Source organism: Gelidibacter salicanalis (assembly GCF_007997285.1).
GTDB classification, from domain to species: domain Bacteria; phylum Bacteroidota; class Bacteroidia; order Flavobacteriales; family Flavobacteriaceae; genus Gelidibacter; species Gelidibacter salicanalis.
In genome coordinates this window covers 233,865-253,938 of the sequence record NZ_VORX01000003.1, presented here as the reverse complement: position 1 = coordinate 253,938, position 20,074 = coordinate 233,865, and the positions used below count along the sequence as shown (strand labels likewise).

22 protein-coding genes are annotated in these 20,074 nt (G+C 39.2%); 16 read left to right on the top strand and 6 right to left on the bottom strand.

Translation table 11 applies throughout. The features are described from left to right. Positions 1 to 198 precede the first annotated feature (198 nt). From mtgA to ES711_RS07335, 11 genes are all read left to right on the top strand, one after another. On the top strand, positions 199 to 897 hold the full coding sequence (mtgA, locus tag ES711_RS07385) for a monofunctional biosynthetic peptidoglycan transglycosylase (RefSeq protein WP_146892127.1): 699 nt from the start codon (positions 199 to 201) through the stop codon (positions 895 to 897). After that, on the top strand, positions 887 to 1,348 hold the full coding sequence (locus ES711_RS07380; protein WP_146892124.1) for a GreA/GreB family elongation factor: 462 nt from the start codon (positions 887 to 889) through the stop codon (positions 1,346 to 1,348). The genes mtgA and ES711_RS07380 overlap by 11 nt, the downstream gene beginning before the upstream one ends. Positions 1,349 to 1,461: 113 nt before the next feature. Further along, on the top strand, positions 1,462 to 2,619 hold the full coding sequence (locus tag ES711_RS07375; RefSeq protein ID WP_146892121.1) for an NAD(P)/FAD-dependent oxidoreductase: 1,158 nt from the start codon (positions 1,462 to 1,464) through the stop codon (positions 2,617 to 2,619). Then, positions 2,616 to 3,329: a methyltransferase domain-containing protein gene (locus ES711_RS07370; RefSeq protein WP_146892118.1), complete on the top strand. Its 714-nt coding sequence runs from the start codon at positions 2,616 to 2,618 to the stop codon at positions 3,327 to 3,329. The genes ES711_RS07375 and ES711_RS07370 overlap by 4 nt, the downstream gene beginning before the upstream one ends. Before the next feature lie 154 nt (positions 3,330 to 3,483). Beyond that, complete coding sequence (locus ES711_RS07365; RefSeq protein ID WP_146892115.1) at positions 3,484 to 4,536, top strand: type III polyketide synthase; 1,053 nt, start codon at positions 3,484 to 3,486, stop codon at positions 4,534 to 4,536. 39 nt (positions 4,537 to 4,575) lie between these two features. Next, positions 4,576 to 5,373 (top strand): SDR family oxidoreductase, encoded by a 798-nt coding sequence (locus tag ES711_RS07360; protein ID WP_146892112.1) that lies wholly within the window; start codon positions 4,576 to 4,578, stop codon positions 5,371 to 5,373. Positions 5,374 to 5,412: 39 nt separating this feature from the next. Next, positions 5,413 to 6,633 (top strand): ElyC/SanA/YdcF family protein, encoded by a 1,221-nt coding sequence (locus ES711_RS07355; protein ID WP_170245249.1) that lies wholly within the window; start codon positions 5,413 to 5,415, stop codon positions 6,631 to 6,633. Between the two features lie 65 nt (positions 6,634 to 6,698). Then, positions 6,699 to 7,148, top strand: a complete 450-nt coding sequence (locus tag ES711_RS07350; RefSeq protein WP_146892106.1) for a 3-hydroxyacyl-ACP dehydratase FabZ family protein — start codon at positions 6,699 to 6,701, stop codon at positions 7,146 to 7,148. Continuing rightward, entirely contained in the window at positions 7,141 to 8,409 is a 1,269-nt protein-coding gene (locus tag ES711_RS07345) for a beta-ketoacyl-[acyl-carrier-protein] synthase family protein (RefSeq protein WP_146892103.1), read from the top strand. The genes ES711_RS07350 and ES711_RS07345 overlap by 8 nt, the downstream gene beginning before the upstream one ends. 31 nt (positions 8,410 to 8,440) lie before the next feature. Then, a complete protein-coding gene (locus ES711_RS07340) occupies positions 8,441 to 8,692 on the top strand; it encodes an acyl carrier protein (protein WP_146892101.1) in 252 nt (83 codons plus the stop codon). Beyond that, positions 8,692 to 9,273: a 4'-phosphopantetheinyl transferase family protein gene (locus tag ES711_RS07335; RefSeq protein ID WP_146892098.1), complete on the top strand. Its 582-nt coding sequence runs from the start codon at positions 8,692 to 8,694 to the stop codon at positions 9,271 to 9,273. Before ES711_RS07340 ends, ES711_RS07335 begins: the two co-directional genes overlap by 1 nt. Here ES711_RS07335 and ES711_RS07330 read toward each other — a convergent pair. The 6 genes from ES711_RS07330 to ES711_RS07305 all read right to left on the bottom strand — a co-directional run bounded on the left by ES711_RS07330 (position 9,254) and on the right by ES711_RS07305 (position 15,888). Then, positions 9,254 to 10,180 carry an ABC transporter ATP-binding protein gene (locus tag ES711_RS07330; RefSeq protein ID WP_146892095.1) on the bottom strand — a complete coding sequence of 309 codons (927 nt, stop codon included), beginning with the start codon at positions 10,178 to 10,180 and terminating at the stop codon, positions 9,254 to 9,256. The genes ES711_RS07335 and ES711_RS07330 overlap by 20 nt on opposite strands. 72 nt (positions 10,181 to 10,252) lie before the next feature. Continuing rightward, on the bottom strand, positions 10,253 to 12,418 hold the full coding sequence (locus ES711_RS07325) for a prolyl oligopeptidase family serine peptidase (RefSeq protein ID WP_146892092.1): 2,166 nt from the start codon (positions 12,416 to 12,418) through the stop codon (positions 10,253 to 10,255). A 134-nt stretch (positions 12,419 to 12,552) separates the two neighbouring features. Further along, positions 12,553 to 13,542: an aspartate-semialdehyde dehydrogenase gene (locus tag ES711_RS07320; RefSeq protein ID WP_146892089.1), complete on the bottom strand. Its 990-nt coding sequence runs from the start codon at positions 13,540 to 13,542 to the stop codon at positions 12,553 to 12,555. 122 nt (positions 13,543 to 13,664) lie between these two features. Continuing rightward, a complete protein-coding gene (mscL, locus tag ES711_RS07315; RefSeq protein ID WP_146892086.1) occupies positions 13,665 to 14,066 on the bottom strand; it encodes a large conductance mechanosensitive channel protein MscL in 402 nt (133 codons plus the stop codon). A 75-nt stretch (positions 14,067 to 14,141) separates the two neighbouring features. Next, complete coding sequence (gene alr / locus ES711_RS07310; protein WP_146892083.1) at positions 14,142 to 15,248, bottom strand: alanine racemase; 1,107 nt, start codon at positions 15,246 to 15,248, stop codon at positions 14,142 to 14,144. Beyond that, positions 15,241 to 15,888, bottom strand: a complete 648-nt coding sequence (locus tag ES711_RS07305) for a thymidine kinase (RefSeq protein WP_146892081.1) — start codon at positions 15,886 to 15,888, stop codon at positions 15,241 to 15,243. Before ES711_RS07305 ends, alr begins: the two co-directional genes overlap by 8 nt. A gap of 103 nt (positions 15,889 to 15,991) precedes the next feature. On the opposite strand from ES711_RS07305, the gene ES711_RS07300 reads away from it, so the two are divergent. From ES711_RS07300 to ES711_RS07280, 5 genes are all read left to right on the top strand, one after another. Further along, the gene (locus ES711_RS07300) at positions 15,992 to 16,735 is read left to right on the top strand and encodes a hypothetical protein (protein ID WP_146892079.1); all 744 of its coding nucleotides are present in this window, start codon (positions 15,992 to 15,994) and stop codon (positions 16,733 to 16,735) included. Between the two features lie 3 nt (positions 16,736 to 16,738). After that, positions 16,739 to 17,416, top strand: a complete 678-nt coding sequence (rsmI, locus tag ES711_RS07295; RefSeq protein ID WP_146892076.1) for a 16S rRNA (cytidine(1402)-2'-O)-methyltransferase — start codon at positions 16,739 to 16,741, stop codon at positions 17,414 to 17,416. A gap of 88 nt (positions 17,417 to 17,504) precedes the next feature. Further along, positions 17,505 to 18,863 carry a dihydrolipoyl dehydrogenase family protein gene (locus ES711_RS07290; RefSeq protein ID WP_146892074.1) on the top strand — a complete coding sequence of 453 codons (1,359 nt, stop codon included), beginning with the start codon at positions 17,505 to 17,507 and terminating at the stop codon, positions 18,861 to 18,863. A gap of 8 nt (positions 18,864 to 18,871) precedes the next feature. Beyond that, a complete protein-coding gene (locus tag ES711_RS07285; RefSeq protein WP_146892072.1) occupies positions 18,872 to 19,447 on the top strand; it encodes a uracil-DNA glycosylase family protein in 576 nt (191 codons plus the stop codon). A 190-nt stretch (positions 19,448 to 19,637) separates the two neighbouring features. Beyond that, positions 19,638 to 20,060, top strand: a complete 423-nt coding sequence (locus ES711_RS07280) for an OsmC family protein (RefSeq protein ID WP_146892071.1) — start codon at positions 19,638 to 19,640, stop codon at positions 20,058 to 20,060. Positions 20,061 to 20,074: the final 14 nt, after the last annotated feature.

The following is a 20,074-nucleotide window of genomic DNA, read 5'->3' as shown; positions in this document are numbered from 1 at the left end:
TAACAAACTCATTTAAAGCAAGGGACATTAGAAGATTTCCGAAATGAGACTTTGCATTTTAGAAACTATTTCTACCGAGAGGGAATGTGCGATTTTAATTTAAATGATCGTTATTTGTCAGTTAGTTGCAAACAAGTCTTAATTCTTTATTCTAACAGCGCAGCGGTCTTGATTCTTTATCGGACAACAATGATTAATATGATAAAAAAAATACTCAATTTTTTCTTTAAAATCATCTTGTTGCTTCTAGTTATTCCTTTAATTGGAGTGATTTTTTTCAAATGGGTACCCGTACCCGCAACTCCTTTAATGTTAATTAGATATTTAGAACAAAAGGAAGCGGATGCTGCAACGGTGTGGAAACATGATTGGGTGCCTATAGAAGAGATTTCTAAAAATTTACAATTGGCAGTGATTTGTAGTGAAGATCAAAATTTTTTAAAGCACAATGGTTTTGATATGAAGGCTATTGAGAAGGCCTTTGATAATAATCAGAAGGGAAAGAAGGTGAGAGGTGCTAGTACCATCAGTCAGCAGACTGCCAAAAACGTGTTTCTATGGCCACAACGCAGTTGGGTCAGAAAAGGCATGGAAACCTACGTCACTTTTTTAATGGAGTTGATTTGGAAGAAGGAACGCATCATGGAAGTGTATTTGAACAGTATAGAAATGGGCAACGGTATATATGGGGCTGAAGCAGCATCACAGTATTGGTTTAAGAAATCGGCGTCAAAATTGTCTAAGAGTGAAGCTGCTGCTATAGCAGCTATTTTACCACGACCTTTGAAATACCGGGCGAATCCAGCAACCGCTTATATTGCTGGACGTAAAATTTGGATCATGAGACAAATGGGATTCCACGGCAAGCTAAATTATGAGGCAAAAGATGAAAAATAATTTAGAATTAAAACAACGCCTCTTTAATCAATGTGCTGTTTTTGTAGACCAACGCTATTTAAAAATACAAACTCAAATCAAGGAAATTCAAGAATCCTTAACATCAGAAACCAAGAGTAGTGCTGGTGATAAGCACGAAACGGGAAGAGCTATGTTGCAATTAGAGCGTGAAAAAGCGGGGCAGCAATTGGCTGAAATCGAGAAAATTAAAGAAAATTTATCCAAAATCGACCCTACGAAGTCTACGGCGCATATCGGCCTAGGCAGTATCGTATTGACCTCTCAGTCCAACTATTTTTTGGCCATTAGTGCTGGTCAATTAAAAGTAGAAGCTGATGTGTTCTACGCCATTTCACCAAATACACCTATTGGCCTGCTTCTGGCTGGAAAAAAAGTGGGAGATCTGATACGTTTTAGAGAGCAACACTTTACGATAGAAGCCATATATTAAAATCCACACGTCTCAATTTTTTGGGTTATTAGGCTTTGTCAATTAAAACAAATAGTATTTCTCTACTGCAGCCAGTATCTTTTTTAGTAAAAACCATTTATCTTTATTAAAAAATTATTGCTAAATCATCTTGTCTGAAGAATCGAGGAAACACTTTTGATGTACTGATTATTGGTGGTGGCTTGGCAGGACTTTCTGCGGCTATCCATTTGCAAAAAAAAGACGTTAATGTTGTGCTCATTGAGAAAAACAGCTATCCCAGGCATAAGGTTTGTGGCGAATATATTTCTAATGAGGTCCTCCCGTATTTGAGTTATTTAGGAGTCGACGTCTTTAAATTGGGAGCGAAGAAAATTACTAGGTTTGAATTGTCTAGCATTAAAAGTAAACTTCTCGCAGCAGATTTGCCATTAGGTGGATTTGGAATCAGTCGCTACACCTTGGATGAAGCACTTTTTTTAGAGGCTAAAGCAGTAGGTGTACACGTAATTCAAGATACGGTTGTAGAGGTGCGTTTTTCAGGTGAATTATTCACGATAACCACTAAAGACCATGGGAGTTTTCATGCTCAACTAACCATTGGTGCTTATGGCAAACGCACAAATCTTGATGTGAAATTAAATCGTGAATTTATCAAAAATAAATCGCCTTATTTGGCTGTAAAAACCCATGTTAATGGTGATTTTCCTGAAGATGTGGTGGCCTTGCATAATTTTGAGGGCGGGTACTGTGGCGTTTCTAAGGTAGAAGATGACAGCATTAATCTTTGTTACATTACCAATTTGGAAGCGTTTAAGAAGTTCAAGGATATCGAGGAATTTCAACAACGAGTAGTTTTTAAGAACACCTATCTCAAATCGATATTTGAGAATTCCACTCCTGTGTTTGACGCGCCGTTAAGTATCAGCCAGATTTCCTTTGATAGGAAATCGCCAGTAGTACAGCATATGCTCATGTGTGGCGATTCTGCAGGAATGATCCATCCTCTTTGTGGTAATGGCATGAGCATGGCGATTAGAAGTGCTCAGATAGCTTCAGAACTTATTCTTGATTATTTTGATAATGGTATAACTCGAAGTAGTCTAGAAATAGCCTACACTAAAGCTTGGAATCAACAGTTTAAAAACCGATTGAAAGTGGGTCATCTTGTTGCGAAAGTATTCGACCATCCTAACGTATCTGAAACAGCACTTAGTGCACTTAAAATGATGCCATTTCTAATGCCTTTTATCATCCAACAAACCCACGGTAAACGAATGCAAATACAATGAGTTTATTAGTTGACACTACATATCGGACTGACGCCGACGAATTGATGGATGATTTTACCATTCAAGGTCCTATGCTTAATGATGCGTTAGATAAGTTAGCAACCATAAATAAGTTTTTGGGTGGGAATGCGGTGACTATTAATGGACTCAAGACACTCTTAAAACACCATCCAAAAGAGACTCCTATCACAATTATCGATTTGGGTTGTGGTGGTGGTGATATCTTGAGAGCAATTGCAGATTATGGTAACACTGAAGGGTACCAGTTTAATTTAATAGGAATAGACGCCAATAAAAATGCCACAGCCTATGCGAAAACCTTATCTTCAACCTATAAAAATATTGAGTTTCTCGATGTCGATGTTTTTTCTGAATCCTTTAAACAGATGCAATATGATGTGGCGATCAGCACATTATTCCTGCATCACTTTAAGGAACAAGAACTGAATGAACTCTTAAAACACCTCTTAGAAACCGCAATGATAGGGGTCGTGGTCAACGATTTACACAGACACCGATTAGCGTATTATTTGTTTAAAATGATTACGATTCCTGTACAGAACAAAATGATAATTGAAGACGGGTTAACCTCCGTATTACGTGGATTTAAAAGAAAAGAACTCGTTGCATTAGCATCACACTTAAACAGTAAATATCAACTCAAATGGAAATGGGCTTTTAGGTATCAGTGGATTTTGAAGAGAAATTAGGTTTGAGGTTTGAGGTTTTGGGTTTCAGATTTCAGGTAAATGAAGAAGGTATTGAAGTTAAAGCAAAACATGAAATTTTTGCGCATTTCAACATCATAAAAATCAATTTAAATCAGCAGTATCAGCGTCATCAGCGTTCCATAAAAGTAATATCATGAAAGTAAAAATAACGGCCGTCGCCAAGCAATTACCCAAATATTCTCGAAACACGAAGGACATCATCCCCTATTTAAACGTGTGGCTGGAGGGTCAGGAAGAGCGTTTTCAGCGTAAAGTGATCAAGTTATTTGAGAATGCAGGGGTGGACAAGCGGTATTCCATTATGGATGCGGAAGAGGTGTTTTTGAATAGCTCTTTTGAAGAAAAAAATGACATTTACACCCGCGAGGTAATCAAATTAGGAGAACAAGCTTTGTTGAAATCACTTGCAAAAGCCAAGCTTCAACCCACTGATATCGATTATATCATCACAGTGAGTTGCACGGGAATCATGATTCCGTCATTAGACGCTTATCTCATCAATCGGTTAAAAATGCGTCAGGATATTATCCGATTGCCGGTAACTGAAATGGGCTGTGCCGCAGGAGTCTCCGGTATCATTTATGCCAAGAATTTTTTGAAGGCGAATCCCAACAAACGCGCTGTGGTCATCGCGGTCGAATCGCCCACCGCGACTTTCCAACTCGACGATTATTCCATGGCAAATATTGTAAGTGCCGCCATTTTTGGTGATGGTGCCGCGAGCGTCATCTTGTCTTCCTATGAAGCGGATTCAGGTCCGGAAATTCTCGATGAAGCCATGTACCATTTCTACGATGCAGAACAAATGATGGGGTTCAAAATTGTCAATACTGGCTTGCAGATGATTCTGGATAAAGCAGTCCCTGAAACCATTTCAAACCATTTTCCAGAAATTGTCCATCCGTTCTTGGAGCGTAATCAGATGCGTATTGAGAATGTGGACCATCTCATTTTTCACCCTGGAGGTAAAAAAATAGTACAAACGGTAGAGGAACTTTTCGGTAGTTTGGGAAAAAATATTGATGATACCAAAGAAGTCCTTAAATTGTATGGCAACATGAGTAGCGCGACGGTGCTTTATGTGTTGGAACGATTTATGGAACGGGACTTGCCGAAAGGTGATATCGGCTTAATGTTGAGTTTTGGACCAGGGTTTTCAGCGCAACGGATTTTATTACAATGGTAGATGACAATCGCAGCGTTATCATGACTATTAGGTATGGATATGAAAAAGGATTTTGAAGATAAAAATTATTGGGCGCTTATTTTGGGGGGCTCCAGTGGACTGGGTTTAGCAACGGCTAAGACTTTAGCCCAACACGGCATGAATATTTGTATCATCCACCGTAATTCACGCGCCCAAGAAGACAGTATTAAAGCCGAATTTAATAGTATCCGCAACACTGGCGTGCAGTTTAAAGCCTTTAATGCCGATGCTTTTAAAGTTGAAAAACGTAACGAATTGGTGTTAGAAGTAAGCAAGCTTTGTGGTACAGAAGGCCGTATTCGGACATTGGTGCATAGCGTAGCCAAAGGCAATTTAAAACCGATGCTTTCAGAAGATCAACCTAGGTTACAAACTGACGATTTTAATTTGACCATCAACGCTATGGCCATTAGTTTATACGACTGGACGCAAGCCGTTTTTGAAGCCAAATTATTTGCTGAAGATGCCAGAATCATCAGTTTTACCAGTGAAGGCAATACCAAAGCTTTACAGAATTATGCCGCCGTGTCCGCAGCAAAAGTGACTTTAGAAGCGATTACCAGAAATATTGCTTTAGAATTTGCACCCTTCGGGATTCGAGCCAATTGCCTTCAAGCCGGTATAACAGACACGGCATCTTTGAGAATGATTCCCGGCAGTGAAGCACTGAAAGCACATGCATTAATGAGAAATCCGTTTAAACGCTTAACCACTCCAGTGGATGTAGCCAATGCGGTGTATCTGCTGAGTAAAGACGAGGCACGTTGGATTAATGGCTGTGTGATTCCTGTGGATGGTGGTGAACATATCTCGTAAGTTTAGCCTCCTGACTTAAATAAAAAATGCCTTATGATAATGAAGTTTTTAATTGAGAAAGTTTGGATGTTGGCCCTGCTATGTTCTTTCGCAGGTCTTGCTCAATCCGTTGAAAATGACACTTCGAAAACAATTCTACTCATATTGGGTTCTGGAAATTTAAACACGTCTATAGAACGCGCAGAAATGGGGTTTAATGTGTATAATTCCAAAAAAGACATCGACTATATTATCGTGTCGGGCGGGTGTGGAGCACATAGTTCCAGTATCTGCGAGGCAACGATTATGGCTGACGTTTTAATTGCCAAGGGCGTCCCTGAAACGATCATCTTTAAGGAAGAAAAATCAAAAAGTACGGCTCAGAACTATTGTTACAGTCGCGAGCTTAAACATTCAGATGGCACTAAGTTAATTAACCAAGGCGATCAGCTTTTTGTAGTGTCCAACCATTGGCACGCAATGTCGGTTTCTGGATGTTTTAATGATAACGATTTGGCGATTTCAAAATACATCATTGAAGGCAACATCATTCCCAAACCAGATAGTAAAACGGATTATGGCGCGATGTACGACAACTGTATGAACAATCCAAATTATTGTAAATCTGTGCTTTGGCCAAAAATTGGTGCCGCCTATAGTTTGAAAGGTGATCCTGCTAATCAACATAAATTTATTGAAGATCTTTACATCACCGGTCCGGATTCTAGTGCATCCTATTCTAAGATTGCCAAAACCATTCCTGAAGTTTCTAACTATTGGAATTCAGGAATTGATGCCACATTCTATAATAAATTCCAGGATCTTATTTATATATTTAAAGGCACAGATTATCTCACTCTGAAACCGGGAACTTTAAGCATGGTTGGGGAACATACCAAGCCAATACAGACCTTATTTTCTGAACTTCCAGATCATTGGCAGACGGGACATCTGGATGCCGCTTTTTTTGATTCCACCACCAAATATATGTACCTTTTTAAAGGCGCGGAATATGTTAAATTTCGATATAAAAAGTACAAAGTACAAATTGTTGATAGTCCAAAAATGATTACTGACTTGGTTGAGAATTGGCCTTTTAATTGGGGAACGGGTGACGTTGATGCTGCTCTCTTTACAGAAGCAACCAATGAAGTTTTGCTCTATCGCGGGCAAGAAATGCTCAGATTGAAATTTGAAGGGGACAAATTGATGATGTTAAATACATCGCCTCAAAAAGTGAATTTGGCATGGCCGACAGAATTCTGGGGAGATAGAAATTAAGTTTATCATGATCAAAAGTAGGTCATTTATAAAATTATCTATAACACAAAAAATTAGTATTACAAATGACCTCAAAAGATATCATTTCTCTATTGCCTTATGAAGCGCCTTTTCTGTTTGTGGATGGACTTTCCAAGATTTCAGAAGCAGGGGCGACGGGCTATTATACCTTTAAAGAAACTGAATATTTTTATAAAGGGCATTTTAAAGCACATCCCGTCACTCCGGGCGTGATTTTAACGGAGTGCATGGCGCAAATTGGAGTGGTCTGCTTGGGAATCTATCTGCTTAAGGATGAAATTACTGAGAATTTTAAGCCGGAAATTGCCTTAACCTCAAGCGCTGTAGATTTTTATCTCCCAGTTTTTCCTGGCGAAACCGTTACTGTTATTTCAGAAAAAACAGTCTTTCGATTTCATAAATTAAAATGCAACGTCAAGCTTTTTAACCAAAAAGAGGAATTGGTCTGCAGAGGTACCATTTCAGGAATGTTAAAACCAAAGGGAAATGACTAGAGTTGTTATTACGGGCATGGGTGTTGTAGCACCAAATGGTGTAGGCTTGGAAGCGTTTACTAAAGCGATTAAGCTCGGGACGTCCGGCATTGCCTATCACGAGAATTTAAAAGCGGCGAATTTTTCCTGCTGCATTGGAGGGATTCCTCAGGTTTCAGAAGAAAAAAAATTAGAATATCTCACACCATTACAACTCCGCGGATTTAATAGCTCTGGGATTTTATATGGGTGTATGGCAGGAATGGATGCATGGAAGGATGCTGGGTTGGAAATTGATGTGGAGAGTGCATTGGATTATGATAGTGGATGTGTGTTTGGTACTGGAACGTCGGGGGTTGATAAATTCCGCGAAGCGATTTATAAATTAGATGCCGGTGAAGTGAAACGCATGGGTAGTACGGTGGTCTTACAGACTATGGCCAGCGGCATCAGCGCATACCTTGGTGGGATTCTCGGATTGGGAAATCAGGTGACCACCAATTCGTCCGCCTGCACCACCGGAACAGAAGCCATTTTGATGGGATTTGAACGCATCAAGATTGGGCAGGCCAAACGGATGTTAGTAGGCAGTTGTAGTGATGATGGGCCTTACATTTGGGGCGGATTTGATGCCATGCGGGTCATGACTTATAAGCATAATGATTCCCCGCAGGAAGGATCGCGACCAATGAGCGCTTCGGCAAGCGGATTTGTGCCCGGAAGTGGCGCCGGTGCCATGGTTCTAGAATCATTAGAAAGTGCTTTAAAACGTGGTGCTACCATTTATGCGGAAGTGTTGGGAGGTCATGTCAACTCGGGAGGCCAACGCAACGGCGGCACATTGACAGCTCCTAATGCGGAGGCTGTGCAACGTTGCATTATGAATGCTATTGAAAGTTCAGGAATTGAAGCCAACGCGATTGACACCATCAACGGGCACTTAACCGCCACTTCAAAAGACAGTCTCGAAATTGAAAATTGGACCCATGCCTTGGGGCGGAATGGTGCTAATTTTCCATATGTCAACTCATTAAAATCGATGGTGGGTCATTGTCTTGCAGCTGCGGGAAGCATTGAAAGTGTAGCGACGGTATTGCAACTAAAAAATCAATTTGTGTTCCCAAACATCAATTGTGACGATGTGCATCTTGAAATTCTAGAGCTTATTTCTGATGACAAAATCCCGAAACAAATGCTCAATAAAACGTTGACCATCGCTGCAAAAGCGAGTTTTGGTTTTGGTGATGTTAACGCATGTATTATCTTTAAGACTTATAACTAAATCTTTATACGGATTCTAGAGCTTACAATTTATGAAAAACGAAGATTTAATTGCCAAATTGAAAACCATCGTCCAACCTTATGTGCAGGATGAAGATGCATTCAAAAATTTGTCAGAAGAAACCACTTTTGTGGGGGATTTAAAAATAAATTCGGCCAATTTGGTTGATATCATTTTAGATGTGGAAGACGAATTTGATATCCGCATTGAGAATGAGGAAATGGAACAAATGCTTTCGGTAAAAGCAGCGATGGCCATTGTTAATTCCAAAATTACTAGCTAATGATTGGTAATGATATTGTCGATATAGAACTTGCGAAACGCAATTCACGTTGGCAAGAGCAACGCTATTTAGACAAGCTATTTACCACTGAAGAACAGGAATTTATTCGTTCTGGCGACCAACAATTTCAAAATATTTGGCGTTTATGGACGATGAAGGAAAGCGTTTATAAAATCACCTCGAGAGCCGAGGGAACCATTCGGTTTAATCCAACTAATTTTAAATGTACTGTGTTAGATGCTACTCAAGGAAAGATCATTTATAAAAACCAATCCATAGCAACCTCTACAATAATTAATCAGAATTTTGTTCAGACTACTGCGAGTTCAAATCCGCAGTGGGTTTCAAAAATATTTCAATTTTCAAGTTTAGATTATCCTACCCAACATTCTGAAAGTGTGCAACAGGCTATTAAAGCTTATGCTGCTTATAAAAAGGTTGTTGACACGTCTGTAGCAGTTATCAAAAATCGTACAGGAATTCCACAATTTTATATTTATGGGCAGTTACAAACCGAACAGCTTTCACTTACACATCATGGTCTTTATGGGGCGTTTGCTATTAGCGTGATAGAATCTTAAGGAAAACTTCTGAATTTACTTCTAAAGCCGTGGGATGTTCAAATCTGAGGATGGTATCGTCGTGTTCCGCTTCAATTAAGTAATACGGCCCTTTAAAATAATTTTTCAACACGCGAGCTTTGAGTTCCGAATCGTCAACATATTTTAATTGATGGGCGTAAATAATATGATCATTAAGCATATTCACTTCACCAAAGAACGAGGCAATTAAGGGTGTTTCTGGATTGCGATACAGCTCCAGTGGCGAGTTGTTGGCGATGATGTTTGAATCGTGCAGCACCAACATTCTATCCGCGAAGCCTAAGACATCTTCCTTGTCGTGCGTGGCGACAAGGCAAGTGATTTGCTTTTCTTTCAAATACTTAAATACACTTCGGCGTAAGGATTGCTTCTGAAAATTATCAATATGGCTAAAGGGTTCATCCAAGAGAATAATCTCCGGTTGTTTGGCCAAAGCTCTTGCCAAGGCGACACGTTGCTTCTGTCCACCACTTAAGGTTTTGACTTTCGTTTTAGCAAATTCTTCTAATTCTACAACTTCTAGAAGCTCTTTTATACGTTCCTTTTTCTCTTCCGGAAAAAAATTGGAAAGGTGTTTTCCTACATTTTCTTCAACGGTGATGTAGGGCATCAAGTCGAATTCCTGCGCTACGTATTTCATAAACTCATAACCCACTACTAGATTGTATTTGGGACCTAAAATTTCATTGTCCTTCCAAAATATGTGGCCTTTATTTAAATCATATTCGCCGTAAATCAGTTTTAATAGGGTCGATTTTCCAGAGCCACTTTCCCCAATAATGGAGAGGTGCTCCCCTTGGGCTACAGTGAATTCCAAAGCCTTCAACACAGAGGCTTCTATAGCTTTCGGATCGTAAGAAAAAGTGATGTTTTTAACGTGTAACATAGTGTAGATATAACAAAACCTTTCAATCCATAGAAAAGACTGAAAGGTTTTTATAGTCTAAGAATTAGTGTTTTAGCCTTTAACCTTTGTCATGGTTTTGTTCGGCAATTCTTTATAACCCATATTATAAAGCGTAAAGCCGAAAATATCAGCGTATTGCTCAATGGTTTTGCTTACAGGCGTACCGGCACCATGACCTGCATCCGTTTCAATTCTGATCAAGGTCGGATTCGTACCCGTTTGCTTACTCTGTAATTCCGCTGCAAATTTAAAACTATGCGCAGGAACAACACGGTCATCATGATCTCCAGTAGTGATCATCGTTGCTGGATATTCTACCCCTTCTTTAACATTATGAACTGGTGAATAACCTTTTAAATAATCAAACATTTCTTTGTTATCCTCAGACGTGCCGTAATCATAAGCCCAACCTGCACCTGAGGTAAAGGTATGATAACGTAACATGTCTAACACCCCAACTGCCGGGATGGCAACTTTTACTAAGTCTGGACGTTGCGTCATGGTGGCACCAACTAACAATCCACCGTTAGAGCCACCGCGAATGGCTAAATAGTCTGATGAGGTATAGTTGTTATCGATTAAATATTCTGCTGCAGCGATAAAATCGTCAAACACATTTTGCTTTTTAAGCTGAGTCCCGGCATCGTGCCATTTCTTTCCATACTCACCACCACCGCGAATATTAGGAACGGCATATACACCGCCTTGCTCCATCCAAACAGCATTAGCAATGCTAAATGATGGGGTCATTGAAATGTTGAAGCCACCGTAGCTGTATAAAATAGTAGGGTTTTTACCATTAAGCTCCGTTCCTTTTTTATAGGAAATAAGCATCGGAATTTTGGTGCCGTCTTTTGAAGTGTAAAACACTTGCTTGCTTTCAAAATCGTCAGGATTATACTTAATTGCTGGTTTTTTGTACACTTTAGAAACTCCAGTTTTAGGATTCAAAGTATAAATTGTACTTGGGGTGATGTAATTAGAAAACGAGAAATAAACCGTTTCATCATCTTTTTTGCCTCCAAATCCGCCAGCACTACCCACGCCTGGCAATTCAATTTCTCTTACCAATTTCCCATCGTAATCGTATTGTTTTACCTGAGATACGGCATCCACCATATAACTTGCAAAAATATACCCACTACTTGTCGAGGCGCTTAACACATTTTCTGTTTCAGGAATAAAATCCTTCCAATGTTCTGGACTCGGATTTGAAGCATCTACAGTGACTACCTTTTGATTGGGTGCATCTTTATTGGTGATGATATAGAGCGTGCTGCCTACATTTTCCATCACCGCAGAATCCGTATTAAAATCATCTAAAATAGTTACGATCTTGCTATTTGGCTTAGACAGATCTTTCATCAATAACTTTGATCCAGATGTTGAGGTTCTAGGATAGATAAACAAGTATTTTCCATCTTCAGTAACGTTGCCACCTACATAACGGTGCTTCTCTTCAGGTGTTCCTCCATAAATCAATTGGTCTTGCTTTTGAGCCGTGCCTAATTTATGATAGAAGAGTTTATGCTGATCGGTCTTCGCGGAAAGCTCACTGCCCTTAGGTTTGTCGTAACTGGAGTAGTAAAACCCATCGTTATTTTTCCAGGAAATACCGCTGAACTTGACATCAACTAAGGTGTCTTCAATTTGTTCTTTGGTTTCAGTATTCATAATAATGACTTTTCGCCAATCGCTCCCGCCTTCTGAAATGGAATAAGCGAGAATTTTACCATCTTTAGAAAAGTTGACCCCGCCTAAAGAAACTGTACCATCGCTACTGAAGGTGTTAGGGTCTAGAAAAACTTCTTCTTTATCAGCGTCATTTTTCTTTCGGTAGATTACGGATTGGTTTTGAAGACCGTCATTTTTGTAGAAATAGGTATAGTCACCTTCTATAAATGGGGCGCCAACTTTTTCATAATTCCAGATTTCTTCCAAACGCTCTTTTAGTGCTTGACGGTAGGGAATGTGTGCTAGATAATCGCCAGTGACTTTATTCTGGGCTTTTACCCAAGCACCAGTTTCATCACTTCTGTCGTCTTCGAGCCAACGGTAAGGGTCTTTAACTTCTTTTCCAAAATAAGTATCTACAGAATCTACTGTTTTTGTTTCAGGATACGTCACAGCAATTGCATTGGAGTTTTTGAGTTCATTTTCAGTTTTGCAGGCGGTAATTGTAGTTAAAATTACCACAGCCAGCGCTAAGTTTTTCATAGGAGTAAACGTGTTTGGTGTTGTGTTTCAAAAATAAACAAAAAAGCCCCTACAAAATGGTGTAGGGGACTTTTTAATATATTATTAAGAAATAGTTTCTAAGATCTTATGATTTCTAAAATATAATTTCTGGCTTAAAGCAGATTGTTAGCAATTAAATATTCAGCAATCTGGATGGTATTGGTAGCCGCACCCTTTCTTAAGTTATCACTGACAATCCATAAGTTTAATGAATTGGGCTGCGACCCATCTCTACGGATACGCCCTACAAAAACATCATCTTTTCCATTAGCATAAATCGGCATTGGATAGGTGTTGACATCTGTATTGTCTTGAACGACAACGCCAGGTGTTTGACTTAATAACTTGCGAATTTTAGTCACATCAAAATCATTATCAAATTCGATATTTACAGATTCGCTATGGCCGCCTTCGGTTGGAATTCGTACGGCGGTGGCAGTAACTGCGATAGAACGGTCATCGAGAATTTTTTGAGTTTCTCTAACCAATTTCATTTCCTCTTTAGTGTAGCCATTTTCCTCAAACACATCGCAATGCGGGATGGCATTCTTATGAATTGGATAAGGGTAAGCCATTTCGCCTTTTATTCCTGCCAACTCATTTTCCAATTGTTTTACGGCTTTTAAACCTGTGCCGGTGATGGATTGGTAGGTAGACACAATAATCCGTTTAATACCATATTTTTTATGAAGCGGTGCCAAAATCATCACCAATTGAATGGTAGAACAATTAGGATTCGCAATAATTTTATCGTCTTTGGTAAGTTGATCAGCGTTAATTTCTGGAACAACCAATTTTTTTGAAGCGTCCATTCTCCAAGCTGAAGAATTGTCGATAACGGTTGTGCCAGCCTCAGCAAATTTAGGAGCCCATTCTAAAGACGTGTCGCCTCCTGCAGAAAATAGCGCAACGTCTGGCTTACTGGCCACAGCATCTGCCAAGCCAATAACCTTATAGGTCTTATTCTTAAATTTGATTTCTTTACCCACAGACCTTTCCGAGGCTACGAGCATCAATTCGGTAAATGGAAAATTACGTTCTTCAAGAACTTTTAACATCACTTCGCCAACCATTCCAGTGGCACCAACAACGGCTACTTTCATAAGAAAAAATTTAAGGAGCTAATGTAACCATTAAATGAAAGCGGTTAAAGAAGAAGTTAAAAAAAAAGAACCCGATTCTTTTCAGGAATCGGGTTTAAGTTAGAATATGAAGTGTAGCGGAATTATTTTTTTAACGCGTCTCTGATTTCTTTTAATACGTCCAGTTCAGTTGGTCCTGCTGGTGCTGCTGGGGCTTTTGGTTTTTTAGTTTTGTTGTAAGCTTTCACAATTATAAATAATACGAAACCAACAATTAATAAGTTAATGATAGAATTTACCCATTTCCCGTACATGATTGCGTTTTCTGGCTTAATGATCGTACCGTCAGCAGCAATATCAGCTGGTGATAACACATATTTCAGGTCAGCAAAATCAACGCCACCGGCAAAATTACCAACAATAGGCATCATAATGTCAGTTACAAATCCATTGACAACTAAGCCAACGGCACCTGCAAGAATAACGGCTACCGCTAAATCAATAACGTTGCCAGTCATAATAAAGTTTTTAAATTCTTTCCACATAGTTATTGGTTTTAAATGAGTTATTCAGTTACAAAAGTATGAAAAATTAAGAAATGTTAAATTTTTAAGAAAACATTATTTTTTAATGACCCGTTTCACCCGTTGGGAAATGGCAGTTAGCAATTCGTAGGAAATGGTTTGTGCTGTATTTGCTAAGTGTTCTGCAGTATGCGAGGCGTCAAAAATAATTACTTCATCACCTTCTTCGCAATCAATACTTGTAATGTCAACCATAATCATATCCATACAAACATTGCCTATAATAGGTGCTTTTTGTCCTTCAATAATCACAAAGCCTTTACCTTGTCCGTATTGCCTACCAACACCATCTGCATGTCCAATGGGTATGGTAGCAGTAGTCATAGTGGCTTCACTTTTGTAGGCACGGTTATAACCTACTGTTTCTCCTTTTTCGATATGATGAATTTGAGAAATGACCGATTTCAGTTTCGCTACGGGAATGAAGTTTTTATTTTCTTTTTCAGAATTGCCAAAACCATAAAGACCGATGCCGCTTCTCACCATATCCAGATGGGCTTCAGGATAGTTTAAGATTCCTGAAGTGTTGCTGAGGTGAAGCACAGGCTTATAATCAAAAACTGTGATAAATTTTTCGGTGATGCTTGTAAATGCTCGTATTTGCTGTTCTGTAAACGCTTTTTCGGTTAAGTCTTCACTAGCCGCCAAATGCGAAAAAATTGATTTTATACAAATGGCTTCTGAAGCATTTGTTATAGAATGTATCGGTTCAATATCTTCAAGATTAAAACCTAAGCGATTTAACCCCGTATTGAATTTAAGATGGATGGGGTAATTTTTCTGATTTTTATCCGATGCAACTTGTAAAAACTCATCTAAAACCTTCCAATTATAGATGCTTGGCTCCAGACAACGTTCAATAATAGTCTCAAAACTTACCGGCAAAGGATGGAGTACTAAAATAGGTTTTGTAACGCCTGCATCTCTTAGGACAACACCTTCGCTAGTATACGCTACCGCGAAATAATCAACACCTAATTCTTGCAAATAGAGTGCAATAGCATCAGCATCACTACCGTAAGCAAAGGCTTTTACTACAGCTAAAAATTTGGTATTTTTTTGAAGTTTGGATTTAAGATAATCAAAATTGTGTTTTAGGGCAGAAAGATCAATTTCGAGTACCGTTTCTTGCGCTTTAGACATGAGGATTTTTTAATTTATCAGTAGGTTCTTTTTCAGTCTTGACCTTCACGGCATTTACTTTGTCTTGTGCCATAGCTTTGTAAAATGCACCACGACTCAGGGGCTCATATTCATCCACTTCGCCTAACATTACGAGAGCATCGTTTTGAGATTTTCGGTAACTGTATTGGGCCAAATTTCCGGTGCGCGTACAAATGGCGTGCACTTTGGTGACATATTCGGCAGTGGCCATTAAGTAGGGCATTGGGCCAAACGGATTGCCTTTGAAATCCATGTCTAAACCAGCCACGATAACTCTCACACCCTTGTTGGCCAGGTCATTGCAAACACGAACAATTTCATCATCAAAAAACTGCGCTTCGTCAATGCCAACAACTTCACAGCCATCTGCTAAAATAGGAATGTTGGCTGCGGCAGGCACAGAAGTAGAACGGATTTGGTTAGCATCATGAGACATAACCATGCCTTCGTCATAACGCACGTCTATAGCAGGTTTAAAAATTTCCACTTTTTGTTTGGCAAACTGTGCACGTTTAAGACGCCTGATTAATTCTTCGGTCTTTCCAGAAAACATGGATCCACAAATAACCTCAATCCACCCAAATTGTTCTTTAGGATTTACTGTATTTTCAAGAAACATTTCGTAATTTTAACACTAAAACAAAGCTCATCTTCGTTTTACATAAAGGTGGCGTAAATTTATTAAAAATCATAAGCATAAATTAGAATTAAAGTTAAAAGTTATGAAGAAGAAGTTGGAGTCGGAATTGATGAGTATTGCGCATAGAATTCTTAAATTAAAGGGTAAAGAAAACGTTGCAGAATTGCATCGCGAAACAGGTCTTTTATACGAAAAATTGTGTGTCTTAAAATTTGCTAATGAAAACCTAGAACAAGGCTTGCCAACCATTGGCGTGGATTCTTCTTTTTTCGATATGTTGGATGTCGCTTTTAATAATGAAGTCAGTGATAATATTGAACGTGGCGACAGAATTTATGTCAATCTTGATGAAGTAGAAGATGACGGGATCATGGAGCCTGTTATGGAAAAAATTAAGGATTTAGTAGCGCAGATGCCTCACGAAACCCACGAAGTGGATGCCATGTTTGAGCACCCCGCAACACCCCCAGTTATTGAAGAAACCAAGGATGATTTTGAAGAATTGACCGCCGATTTTAAGAATATGCCCGTTTTTGATCCGGTATCGACATCTACCTCTAAAGATCAGCTTAGAAAATCATTAAACGACAGATTAAAAAATCGTATTAACATTGGTCTCAACGATAAAATTGCATTTATAAAACACCTTTTTGATGGGCAGCGTGAAGACTATGAGCGCGTACTCTCTCAAATAAATACCTCCAGCTCTTTTGAAGAAGCTCGTAATCTCATCCAAAATATCGTGAAACCTGATTATAACAATTGGGAAGGTAAAGAAGCGATTGAAGAGCGTTTTATGCAGATCATTGAAGGTAAGTTTGATTAATACATGAGTAAATTATTTATTGTTCCAACCCCTATTGGCAATCTTAAAGATATGACCTTTAGAGCTGTTGAAGTTTTAAAGGAAGTCGATTTGATTTTGGCTGAAGATACCCGTACGTCCGGGAAACTCTTAAAACATTTTGAAATTGCGACCCGTTCGCAATCGCATCACATGCACAATGAGCATAAGACGGTGCAAAATCTGATTGAAAAAATTAAATCAGGAACAACGGTTGCTTTAATAAGTGATGCGGGAACCCCTGCCATTTCCGATCCTGGATTTTTATTGACCCGTGCCTGCATTGAACACGGTATCGAAGTGGATTGCCTCCCAGGTGCCACTGCCTTTGTACCCGCTTTGGTGAATAGCGGTTTGCCTAATGACAAGTTTGTGTTTGAAGGTTTTCTACCGGTTAAAAAAGGCAGACGGACCCGTTTTCTTCAACTTGCGGAAGAAACACGAACCATGATTTTTTACGAAAGTCCGCATAAACTCATCAAAACATTAGCACATTTTTGTGAGTATTTTGGTGAAGATCGGTCGGTCTCCGTTTCTCGCGAATTGACCAAGCTCTATGAAGAAACAGTGAGAGGTAGCGCCAAAGAAGTCTTGGCACATTACACTCAAAAACCACCCAAGGGCGAAATCGTCATCGTAGTGGGCGGCAAACCTAAAGAGTAATTCGTTTTTAGTCCCATTCAAATATTTAGATTTTTCATAACATATTCTGGTAAAAACTTCAGTATCTTATTAGCCATATACTAAGATTATGAAGAATAAACATTATGACGTTTTCGTCATTGGTAGCGGGGTTGCAGGGCAAACCGCAGCAGAACTATGTGTCGAAAACAATTTGAGTGTGGCCATTGCGGACAATAGAGAATACGGAGGCACCTGTGCAAATAGAGGCTGTGATTCCAAAAGAATATTACTGCAATTTTCAAAACTGATGTACCAAAGTCGCAATTTAAAAGGCTTTGGCGTAGAAGAGATGCCCAAACTCAATTGGAAAAAAGTTCAAAAATTTAAACGTTCGTTTTCCAATCCTATTCCGCCGAATACTGAAGAGAAAATGAAAGGTTTGGGGATTGCCATGTACCATCAATCGCCAAAATTTATCTGTAAAACAGAAGTGGAAGTTGAAGGGAAGGTCATTTCTGCGGATTATTTTGTGATTGCTACCGGAAACATTCCCAGACCACTTGATATTGATGGGAAGGCATTATTAAATATAAGTGAAGATGTTCTTAATTTGAAAAAAATTCCGAAATCCATAACCTTTATTGGTTCGGGTTATATAACCATGGAATTCGCCTGTATGTTGGCAACCTTAGGGTCGAAGGTGACCATTTTAGAGCGCGCGGAAACGGCATTGGGGGACTTTGATCAGTTTTTGGTTAAAAAATTGATTGCGAAGTTGGAAAGTCTTGGCGTGAAGTTTATTTTTAATGCAGATGTCACTGCTGTTAAAAAATTAAAGAAAAATAAGAAAGTTTCTTATAGTATGAAAGGGGAAACGAAAACCTTAAAATCGCGAATGGTCATCAATGCTACCGGCAGAATTCCTGCGATTGCCGCTTTAGAATTAGATAAGGCTGGTATTGATGCCGATAAAGATGGAATTGTAGTCAATGACTATTTACAGAGCAAATCTCATCCTAAAGTTTATGCCTGTGGCGATGTTTCTAATAAATCGCCATCTTTAACCCCACTTTCAGGATTGCAAGGTTATATTGTTGGCAACAATGTGGTAAAGGAAAAATCGAAGACGTTGGATGTGCCCTGTGTGCCCTCTACGGTGTTTACCACGCCTAATTTATCTTCAGTAGGGTATGGCGAAGTTGAAGCCAAAGCACGTTATAAAAATGTCAAAGTATACCAAGGCGATTCTAGTGGTTGGTATAACGCCAAAAAAGAGAACGAAGACACCTACGCTTTTACCATTGTGGTGAATGAACGCACGGATGAAATTGTGGGGGCTCATATTTTGAGTTCTGAAGCCAATGAAAGCATCAACGTGTTTGCCGCCGCGATTTATAACAAAATGACCACCAAGAATTTCAAACGCATGATGATGACTTATCCCTCGTTTGGAATGGACCTGAAAAAAATGATGGAAAATAAGTAATTATTGAAATGCAAGATTTACATCATCGCATAAAAAACTGCACGCTATGTAAGGCTCACTTACCATTGGGTCCAAGACCTGTGGTGACGGCTCATGCCAATTCTAAAATTGTTATTATCGGTCAGGCACCGGGCACTAAAGTGCACGCTTCTGGAATTCCGTGGGATGATGCCAGCGGGAAACAACTGCGGAATTGGTTAGGGGTTAGCAACGAAGAATTTTATAACGAACAAAATTTTGCCATTGTCCCGATGGGCTTTTGTTATCCAGGACGCGGGAAAGGTGGCGATTTACCGCCGCGACCCGAATGCGCACCACAATGGCATGAGCAATTATGGGACCTGATGCCAAATGTTAAATTGGTGTTGCTGATTGGGATGTACGCCCAGAGATATTATTTAAAGAAGGACGCTAAAAAAACCTTAACAGAGACGGTTGATAATTTTCAACACTATTTGCCGAGGTTTTTTCCGTTACCACATCCTTCACCGCGCAATCGGTTTTGGTTAGCGCGGAATCCATGGTTTGAGATGGAGGTTGTGCCGGAGTTGAAGAAATCAATTCAAGAGATATTGAGAGCTTAATTTAGCGGTGCAATGAATATTCTAGAGAACAAATAGCGGTTAAAATTCATAAGTATCATCAGGGCTTATACCTTGATTTGTTTTTGCGAAAAATGGCACATATTGTATCATACCACCTCGAACTCTTGATATTAAATGGTATTTTTGAATACTCAAACTTCATTATTAAAAATCATTAAAAACTCAAAATATGGATCATAAAGTTATTACCCATTGGAAAGGAAATTCGCAATTTGAATCTGATAATCCCAGCGGGAAAACCCTCTTAATAGACACTTCAGAAGAAGACGGCGGTCACAATTCCGGGTTACGTCCTAAGGCAATGATGCTTTCAGCATTGGCAGGTTGCTCTGGTTTGGATGTGGTTTCTATTTTAAAAAAGATGAAAGTTGAAATTTCAGATTTCAGAATGGATACGTATGGCGAATTAACCGAAGAACATCCCAAAACATACCACACCGTCGCTGTAGAATATCATTTTTATGGGACAGATTTAAATGAAGATAAAATTAAAAAGGCAGTAGACTTATCCATTGAAAAATATTGTGGCGTGATGGAAATGTTTAAGAAGTTTGCCAAGGTGAACACATCGATTCATTACCATAATAATTAAATTATACATAGACC